At 45.8% G+C, this 8794-nt stretch carries 8 protein-coding genes; 5 read left to right on the forward strand and 3 right to left on the reverse strand.

Going from position 1 to position 8794, the window contains the following annotated elements:
• Positions 1–1638, forward strand: a 1638-nt coding sequence (locus OSCI_RS00660; RefSeq protein WP_052638515.1) for an ArnT family glycosyltransferase, incomplete at its 5' end; no start/stop codon positions are given.
• Positions 1639–2188: 550 nt separating this feature from the next.
• Here OSCI_RS00660 and OSCI_RS00665 read toward each other — a convergent pair.
• Entirely contained in the window at positions 2189–4504 is a 2316-nt protein-coding gene (locus OSCI_RS00665; RefSeq protein WP_007352904.1) for a S8 family serine peptidase, read from the reverse strand.
• A gap of 186 nt (positions 4505–4690) precedes the next feature.
• Between OSCI_RS00665 and OSCI_RS00670 the strand changes: the two genes are divergently transcribed.
• The 3 genes from OSCI_RS00670 (at position 4691) to grxD (ending at position 6026) form a co-directional block, all read left to right on the forward strand.
• Entirely contained in the window at positions 4691–5311 is a 621-nt protein-coding gene (locus tag OSCI_RS00670) for a hypothetical protein (protein WP_007352905.1), read from the forward strand.
• A gap of 43 nt (positions 5312–5354) precedes the next feature.
• Complete coding sequence (locus OSCI_RS00675) at positions 5355–5606, forward strand: BolA family protein (RefSeq protein ID WP_007352906.1); 252 nt, start codon at positions 5355–5357, stop codon at positions 5604–5606.
• Between the two features lie 96 nt (positions 5607–5702).
• Positions 5703–6026, forward strand: a complete 324-nt coding sequence (gene grxD, locus OSCI_RS00680) for a Grx4 family monothiol glutaredoxin (protein WP_007352907.1) — start codon at positions 5703–5705, stop codon at positions 6024–6026.
• Positions 6027–6215: 189 nt separating this feature from the next.
• Here the strand turns inward: grxD and OSCI_RS00685 are convergent, their stop codons facing one another.
• Positions 6216–6464, reverse strand: a complete 249-nt coding sequence (locus OSCI_RS00685; RefSeq protein WP_007352908.1) for a DUF6761 family protein — start codon at positions 6462–6464, stop codon at positions 6216–6218.
• 596 nt (positions 6465–7060) lie between these two features.
• On the opposite strand from OSCI_RS00685, the gene OSCI_RS00690 reads away from it, so the two are divergent.
• On the forward strand, positions 7061–7810 hold the full coding sequence (locus tag OSCI_RS00690; RefSeq protein ID WP_007352910.1) for a response regulator transcription factor: 750 nt from the start codon (positions 7061–7063) through the stop codon (positions 7808–7810).
• 185 nt (positions 7811–7995) lie between these two features.
• Here the strand turns inward: OSCI_RS00690 and OSCI_RS00695 are convergent, their stop codons facing one another.
• Complete coding sequence (locus tag OSCI_RS00695; RefSeq protein WP_007352911.1) at positions 7996–8784, reverse strand: ABC transporter ATP-binding protein; 789 nt, start codon at positions 8782–8784, stop codon at positions 7996–7998.
• Positions 8785–8794: the final 10 nt, after the last annotated feature.

Raw genomic sequence — 8794 nt, forward strand, 5'->3', positions numbered from 1 at the left:
TCTCCCGCCCCCCTGCCCCCCCGCTCCCCTGCCCCCTTGCTCAAGAGCTCCCTCTTAACCGCTGGCATTGGTTCTGCTCTCATCGCCTTAAATCCAGAAACGATCGCTTGGGGAAGGATTGGCGTGTCAGATATGCTGCTGACAGGCTGTATGGGTTGTGCTCTGTTCGCGTTTTTTCTGGGATACGTAAAGGAAGAAGAAAAGAAGCAGCAGGAAGAACAAGCACAGCTCGAAATCGTGCAGAATTGGGAGGAAACAAGCAATTTCGGGGAAGTCTTGCCCAGAACAAAGCAATCTCTTAAAACTCAATCGAAACTCTCCCCTTGGTATTTAGCTTTTTATATCTTGATAGCATTGGCAATTCTCAGCAAAGGCCCAGTCGGGATCGTCTTGCCAGTAATCATTATTGGCAGCTTTACACTCTACCTCGGTAATGTTCGAGAAATTTGGCAGGAAATGTGCCTTCTACGTGGCATATTAATTATTCTCGCCATTTCTTTACCTTGGTTTATTCTCGTTACCTTAGCCAATGGCGAAGCTTACATTGATTCCTTTTTTGGTTATCACAATTTTCAGCGCTTTACGCAGGTAGTCAACCGTCACGGGGCTCCCTGGTATTTTTACTTTTTGGTGGTGCTAGTTGGTTTTGCTCCTTGGTCTATTTATTTGCCCTGCGCGATCGCACGTCTGCGATTTTGGCAGCGTAGCTATTGGTGTCGCCAACCTCGCAAAGCTCAATTAGGTTTATTCGTCTTCTGTTGGTTTGCCTGTATCTTTGGTTTCTTCACCGTTGCTGTAACTAAACTTCCTAGTTATGTATTGCCTTTAATGCCAGCCGCAGCAATATTAGTAGCATTATTGTGGAGCGACATCATCGAAGAGAAAGCAAGGGGTAAGGAAGAAGGAAGAACGCTGGAATTAGGTAACGTACAAGCTTTAAACGAGGAGCTATCGGTAGGTAGCGATCGCGAGCTTTTAGCAAAGCAAGGAAGAAGACCGAAAAAAGTAGGAAGAAAGCAAGATGCTCTGCCTCTTTCCCTCTTTCTTTCATTCATTTTTAATATAGTATTTTTGCTGGTTTTAGCTGGGGCGATTTTATACAGCTTCAACTGGTTGGGAAACGATCCAGCAATGCCGAATTTTTCGCAAGCATTTCAAAAATCTGGTTTAGCGATCGTGGGAGGAGCAATTTGGGCGATTGCTGCTGTGGTGGCGGCAATTCTTCTTTGGCGGCGGCAAGAGGAGGGGATTTTTACTGTTAACTTGGTTGGATTAGCTGCATTTCTGATCTTTACGATCGCTCCCGTCTACAATCTACTCGATGAGCAACGACAGCTACCTCTACGACAATTAGCACATACCGCTGTTCAAGAAAAACTCCCGGCGGAAGAGTTAATTATGATTGGTTTTCCTAAACCCAGTCTTGTATTTTATACCCAAGATTCTGTTACTTATTATCGGCTGACAAGAGCTGGAATAGAGTACATCCAAAAATCTCAGAACCAGTCTCCGCCGTCTGTGCTCATTTTGGGATACCCGGAAAAGTTTACTCAAATGGGACTGCAACCGAATCAATACCAAATTTTAGACGCTAAAGGAGCCTACCAACTCGCCAGAGTTCCCAAACAAATTTTCTGATGGGGTGAGAGCCCTCATCATCAATTCACCTTTCTAAAAAAAATTACTTTTGTACTTTTGAGTAAGCTTCTTTTGAGTAAACTTCGCTATATAGGCTTTCGTATAGCTCCATAATATCTATAGGCAGGTCGTCCCAGAAACCAGGTTTTTGCGATCGTATGTGCGTCGGGGCAAAGTATTTTCGTCAAAAAACCCGGTTTATGAGGTTGGGTGCGTAAGTCCTGCATTAGCCATTAGCTATTACCAATTATGAATGCGGATTTTACCGATTACACGAATTACACGGATTATCCCTCTTTTGTCACTTTGGGGAGATAATTTTCTGGAACTACTGGTTTGTAAGGCTTTCGCCTTGCGAACCCTAAATTATTGACAATAGCTAAAATCCAGCGATCGCAAGGCGAAAGCCTTTTTCTCTGCTCGAAGTGACAAAAGAGGGATTAGTTAGAAGTACGATCGTTTAGTCTGTGAAATCATAGGAATCTGTAAAATCTGTGTATCCCAATTACCAATTACCAATTACCAATTACCAATTACCAATTACCCATTCCTAGACAATATATTGAGAATTAATTGGCTTAGCCCGATTTGTGGCTACCAAAGTCTGGTAAATTAGAGCTGAAATCTCAGCGCGGGTAATAGATTGGATTGGTGAGAGCCGAAGGCGAACAGGATAATTAACCACCATCTTCTTGTCAGTTGCCGTTGCGACCGGCCCATCGGCGTAATAGGGGATTTGTGTGCGATCGCTATACACATTTAAAGAATTTAGATTACCACCAGTCAGTTGTAAACCATTCACCAAAGAGACAATCGCCTCAACGCGAGTTAAATTCTGATCCGGCCGAAACTTCAACCCCGGAAACCCAGCCAAAAACCCCGCCTGATTTGCCTTTAAAATCGCCGACCTAGCCCAAAAAGTAGCAGAAACATCGATAAAATTCGTAGCAGCTACTCTCGGAATTAAATCAAAAGCCTTAGCTAACAACGCCGCATATTGAGCGCGAGTTAAAAGGTCATTCGGCTTAAACGTGCCGTCAGGAAACCCACTAATCATATTGGCATCGATCAGCCCTTGAATAAAAGCCTGTGCCCAATGCCCATTAATATCGGCTAATTTTGTTACAGGGGAACCTCCGCCCATTTTCACCGCCGCCTGCACCGCCTTAAAAGCATTCACCTTGCCGTACCCAAACCAGTCACAGCGACCATAAGTATTGTAAGTACCCAGCCGCGTCCCAAACTGGGGGTCAGGGTCAGTATCCACAATCTTATCCGTCGTTTGCTGGAGAATCGTCCGTACTTCCTGTGCAGTCAAGTTAGGATTTGCCGAGAGCACCAAAGCTGCAACTCCCGCGACTACTGGAGTAGCACTAGAAGTACCACCAAAATAAGCAGTATAGTCTCCTCGATCGTAGCCAACTCCCCCTACTCGGTCAGCAGTGAATACCCCTAAACCAGGTAGTGCGGTAGTCACCTCTGGAGGCGTACTCACAAATCCAGTTTCTTGTAGCCAAATTCCCGGCGGGGCGTTATTGCTGGGAGCGCAGACAGAGATACCGCTACCCCAATTGCTGTAAGCGGCTTTTTTACCCAGGGAAGTGCTCGCGGAAACGGTGATTACATCTGGGTGGACGGTGAAGCCTCCCAGCCATTTAGTTTGACCGCTGAGTATGTTTTTCGGCCAGCCAGCCTCATTAATTGTGCCGTTGACAGGACGGTTGGCATTACCCGCAGCAAAGACGATTACGCAGCCTTTGCCATTGCGTCCTTGGGTAGCGGCTCTGGAAATGGCTGCACTCTGTCGGAGGGATAGGGGGAAGTAAACGGCACTAGGCCCCCAACTGCAAGAAATGACTGAGGCTCCTTTGTTAATGGCCCAGTTAAATATCTGTTCGATGGAATCGTCGTCTAGGTAGCCTGTAGTGCGGATGGGCATCAGGGCGCAGCCGGGGGCGACACCGACTATACCGATGCCATTTTCTTCTGCGACTGCGACACCAGCGCAAGATGTGCCGTGATTGTCTGACTCTGCTACTGGCAGGGGCGAAAAGTCGTTATCTTTTAAGTCTAAAGGGGCGACTATTTTGCCTGAACCTTTAAAGTCAGGGTGGTTGGTGTCAACGGAGTCGTCTGCGATCGCAATAATTACAGAACGAGTACCGCGAGTTATGTCCCAAGCTTGCTCAGCAGAGATGTGGGAACCAGTACCCAGTTGACTGCCACCTTTATTATTGAGATACCATTGCTTGCTATAAAGCGTGTCGCGCGGAATGTAGTGCTGCTGAGCTTGTACGGCGATATTCGGTTCAGCTACTAAAACTTCTCGGTATCGCGTCAGGCGGTTAGCGATTTTAAGGGGATTTTCTGTAGATTCTTTGGTAACTTGGCAGACGAAGGCATTGGGTACGCCGGGTATGGGGCGGACTATTTGCAATCCGACAAAAGATGCGATCGCCTCGCGGGCTGCGAGCTCCACTCCCTCGGCAAATTGAACCGTGATTTGGTCTGTCAAGTAGAATAACGTAGCCGGATTATCTATGGGGTGGTAGACATGGCTAGCAAAAACTACTGTATCTAACGAGCGAACCGTCTGCATAGCTGCGTCCCGCTCGGCTGGATCGATCGTAAATTCTTCTAAGTCACTTTGCGGTACAGTTCCTTGCAGCTTTCCTGGGATTTGGGATGCCCAATTTTGAACAGTTGTTGCTTGGGGGGACATACGCACCGTAAAGCGATCGCTTGCCTTGGTGAGGGCTAATTCTTCACCCCCCCGCTGCAAAATGAATCCCACACTTTCTTCTGGGACTCCAGTGCCTTGGTACTCTTGTAAAACTGCGGGGGACGGGTTAACTGGCGATGTCATCGGAAATAAACCTGTTTGCTTTACTTTAAGTCTTTAGTTTATAGTTCCTACGTTCAGACTATCTTTTCGGTACACTCTGATTAAAAACATAAATTTTGCGTAATTCTACCAGATTTAGATCGCAAATAGTGGTAAGATCGCCAGACACTTAAATTTTTTATTGCCGCCAACGGGCAAAGTTACTTCATGGTACACTCTGGAACTGTTTGCCTCCTACGCTCCACCGCCCGGATTACTCTTGCGGTAGTGGCAGCCTTAACCTTGCTGCAACCTCTCCGCGTCCAGGCACAGCAATCTCCTCTGCCAGAGAACCGAGACGCGGCCGATCCTCTCGATCCGACCGATCCGAACAATCTCCGCCCTGCGGGGCCAGACAGCCTTCTGAGTATACCAGGAGGACAGCGTTTAATGTCTGAGGCCAGCACTGCCATTTCCGATCAGAATTATGTTCTAGCAGCCCAAAAACTCCAAGAGTCCCGTCAAGTTTTCAATCAGTTGTCTAATTTTTACCAACAACTGGCAACAGCTTTTTCCGGGATTGACAACCGTCTGGCCGACACCAACCGCACAAAGGCGCTAGAAACAGCCCAGATGCGGGACGAAGCCACCTATAGGCTAGCGTTGGTACACCGGGCCCAAAATAAGCCGGAACTGGCAGTTCCCCTGCTAATTCAGATTATCCGCTCTCAGCAGCCTACTCGCGACTTGGGAAAAAAAGCTTACCAGCAGTTATTAGAACTGGGGTTTGTGGATGTACCCTATCCCCGGCCCGCCCGTGACGCTCAGCCGAGTTCGTCAACCAAATAATTCAATTAAAATCTAAATTGCAGCACTCTATCAGATATCGACAATGGTTAACCCATCTCAAGTAGTGGCGATGATCCAGGCTGGATTGCCTGACGCTAAAGTACAAATAGACGATTTGACGGGCGGTGGCGATCACTATCAGGCGATCGTAGTTTCTTCAGAGTTTGAAGGAAAAAGCCGAGTCAAACAGCACCAATTGGTTTATAGTACCCTCAAAGAAGCAATGGCGAGTGAAGCCATTCATGCTCTAGGGTTGAAAACCTACACTCCCACAGAATGGGCAGCGGAAAGTTAAGTTGTTAACAGTTAACAGTTAACAGTTAACAGTTAACTGACTATCTAGATTTTTTCAGACTGAAAATAACACAACAAAACAAGTTGAGGCACAACCATGAGTACGGCAGCACACGACAAAATTGAAAGCTTGGTAAAGCAAAATAAAGTCTTGGTTTTTATGAAGGGAAATAAGTTAATGCCCCAGTGTGGTTTCTCTAACAATGTGGTGCAAATTCTTAATACCTTGGGAGTCCCTTTTGAGACAGTTGATGTTTTAGCAGACCCCGAAATTCGTCAGGGAGTTAAGGAGTATTCTAACTGGCCGACGATTCCTCAAGTTTATATCAACGGCGAGTTTGTTGGTGGCTCAGATATTATGATCGAGCTCTATCAGAAGGGTGAATTGCAGGAAATGGTAGAAGTGGCTTTGGCTTCCTGAAGAAAACGAAGAAAACTTTATTGTTTTCACTGTTAAGCATTAGTAGCTTGACTAGAGTTTAGTCACGATTTTTTATTAACGTTTAAATTGCTACTAGCGAGGGAATAAAACCCATAGCCAGTAGCAATTTTTGGTTAAAATTGAATCTATTAAATAGACTATCTCACCTACTACAAAGCTACAAAGCAGCTAATAGTATCCAGATTCGGGTTGCGTCAGCGGCATTTCAAAATTCGAGGGGTCGTAGATATAGCGAGTAGCTTCCTCCTCTAACCTATGGATTAGATAAGGTTCGATCGCATTTGTATGTCTTAAAGCAGCTAAATAACCGTCTAAGTACAGCCGCAAGTCATCGAAGCGATAGCCTCTATTCCACATTTCGACTAGGGCATCGGTGAGTTTTTGGTAGTGGCGGATGGTGTGAGTATCTTGAAGCATGGTGTGAAGTTGAAATCGTTTAGGGTTTATATCTACATGACTGGCGGGTTGACAAACAGGTTTCTTTTTAGCTGAGTTGGCTCGAAAGGAGCCATTTTTGCCTGTTAATTCCGACTTTGGGGGAAAAGCTACCTTGGAGGGGAACTTTACCGATTTGTGTCCCTTCCTAATACCCCACTTACACCTAGATGGTTCCGTATGCGCCTCATCAAGTCAGGATTTTGGTAAATTTTGCGCTCAAACTGGATAAAAGATCCTGCAATTGAGCTGAGAGTTTGTGGAAGTCTAATTTGAGCTGAGTGATTTGTCAACTCCCAACAACAAGGCTGATGAGTGGGACTGTGAATTTTAATAAAGAGTTTTGGCATGGGGGGTTGGGCTGTGGGGAGACTACTACTTTCATTCTATGACAACCCGGAGATGGCTCTAAGCTTTCTGAGAAGTGAGACTTAAAAGTTGACCAAATCTTTAAAATTGTGGTGTAGAGCTTTTTCTGGGCTTTAAATGAAGCTAACGCTTGCGTAGCGACGGTTACAAAACCATGACAAAAGCTCTGATAATCTGGTAACAATTAGTGATATGGGAAACGAGCCTCTGTGGGATCTGCTTGTATTTCGATTATTGAAGGAAATCCGCACCTCCGATCGCTCTTAGGCTGGCACCTACAGCAGGTCGGGTTTTGGGTACACCAATCAGCCGACATCCATCATGCTAGGGAAATATTTTATACTCGCCAGCCTTCCCTAGTCATTCTTGACGCAGAACTGCCCGATGGAGACGGGTTAGAATTTTGCCGATGGCTCCAGCAACAGCAGCAGTCGCTAATTTTGATGCTCTCTGCTCGCAATGCCGAAGCTGATATTGTAGAAGGTTTGCGATCGGGAGCTGATGATTATTTAACAAAACCCTTTGGGATGCAAGAGTTTATGGCTAGGGTGGAGGCTCTGATGCGGCGCAACCGCAATACGATCCCTCCTGCTACTTTGGATTGTGGGGAACTCAAAATTGACTTGGTACAGCGCCGGGTTCGGTTGCAGGGGGAACATATCGATCTCACTCCTCAAGAATTTAGCTTGCTCTATGTGCTAGCTCAAGCTGGAGGAGTACCGCTGTCGCGATCGGATTTGTTACGGAGAGCTTGGCCAGATTCTATTGATAATCCACGAACTATTGATACTCATGTGCTGTCTCTGCGTAAAAAGATTGAGCTCGATCCCCGACAGCCTAGTGTGCTGCAAACTGTTCGCAATGTTGGCTATCGTCTGAATCTGGATATTCTAAATGGGAATGAATTGTATATGCCTGCAAAACAAACTCGGCCTGCGGGAGTTTCAACTGCAACTTAATTTATGGTTGCGAGAATTGGTAATTGGTAATGGGTAATTGGTAATTGGTAATTAAAATCTATTAATCTAATGGGCGATTGAAATCGCTGCTACACAAAGGAAGTCCGCCTGCGCGGACTGTGGAGTTTTTTAACCTGCTTAGGCGGTTTTGTGTATGTGGACGCGATTTCAATCGGTGGGTCAATCTAAGCCCATTCTTGTGATTCTTGTATTTCGGCTTCGATTAAACTTTGCCGTAAATTTACCCAATTTATTTGACTTGCGATCGCATCTTCAATCAGTCTTCCGCTTTGCAAGTGTAGAACTCGTGTAGAAAATTGCTCTGCTAATTCTAGTTGGTGATTCACCATCAGTATAGTCATGCGATCGCTAGTCGCTAGCTGTGCTAATACTTGTAAAACTTGGTGGGATCTGCCAGCGTCTAGGGCGCTTGTGGGTTCGTCTAGGAGTAAAATTTGGGGTTGGATAGCTACAGCACGCGCGATCGCTACTAATTGCCTCTGTCCCGCAGACAACTGTAACTCCGTCCGCTCTAGCCATTGTTGCGGAATGTGCAGCATTTCGATCGCTAAGTTTTGCCGCTTGAGGATTTCTGAAGCCTCTAGTCCCCGCAATTTCAAGGGATAAGCTAAAGCCTCTCGTACTGACATCCCTAAAAGCTTTGATTCTTGCAGCACTAGGGTGACAGTTTGTCGCAACGCGATCGCCGGAATTTGTTTATATTCTCGATTTTCTAGATAAATTGCACCTGTTGCAGGTTCACTCAGTCGATTTAGTAGTCGTAAGAGGGTAGATTTACCAGCACCAGAAGGGCCAACAATTGTGACGCGATCGCCTCTTGCTACGTTAAATGAAATATCTTCCAATAAATACTTGGAAGCTAAAGGGGTACTTACACTAACCTTTTTGACTCGTAATTGAGGAATACCTTCCTCAATTAGCTGCGAACTAGAAATTTCTGAAAGATTACCCATTATAAAAGAA

Origin of the sequence: Kamptonema sp. PCC 6506, assembly GCF_000180455.1 — a bacterium.
GTDB lineage: Bacteria > Cyanobacteriota > Cyanobacteriia > Cyanobacteriales > Microcoleaceae > Kamptonema > Kamptonema formosum.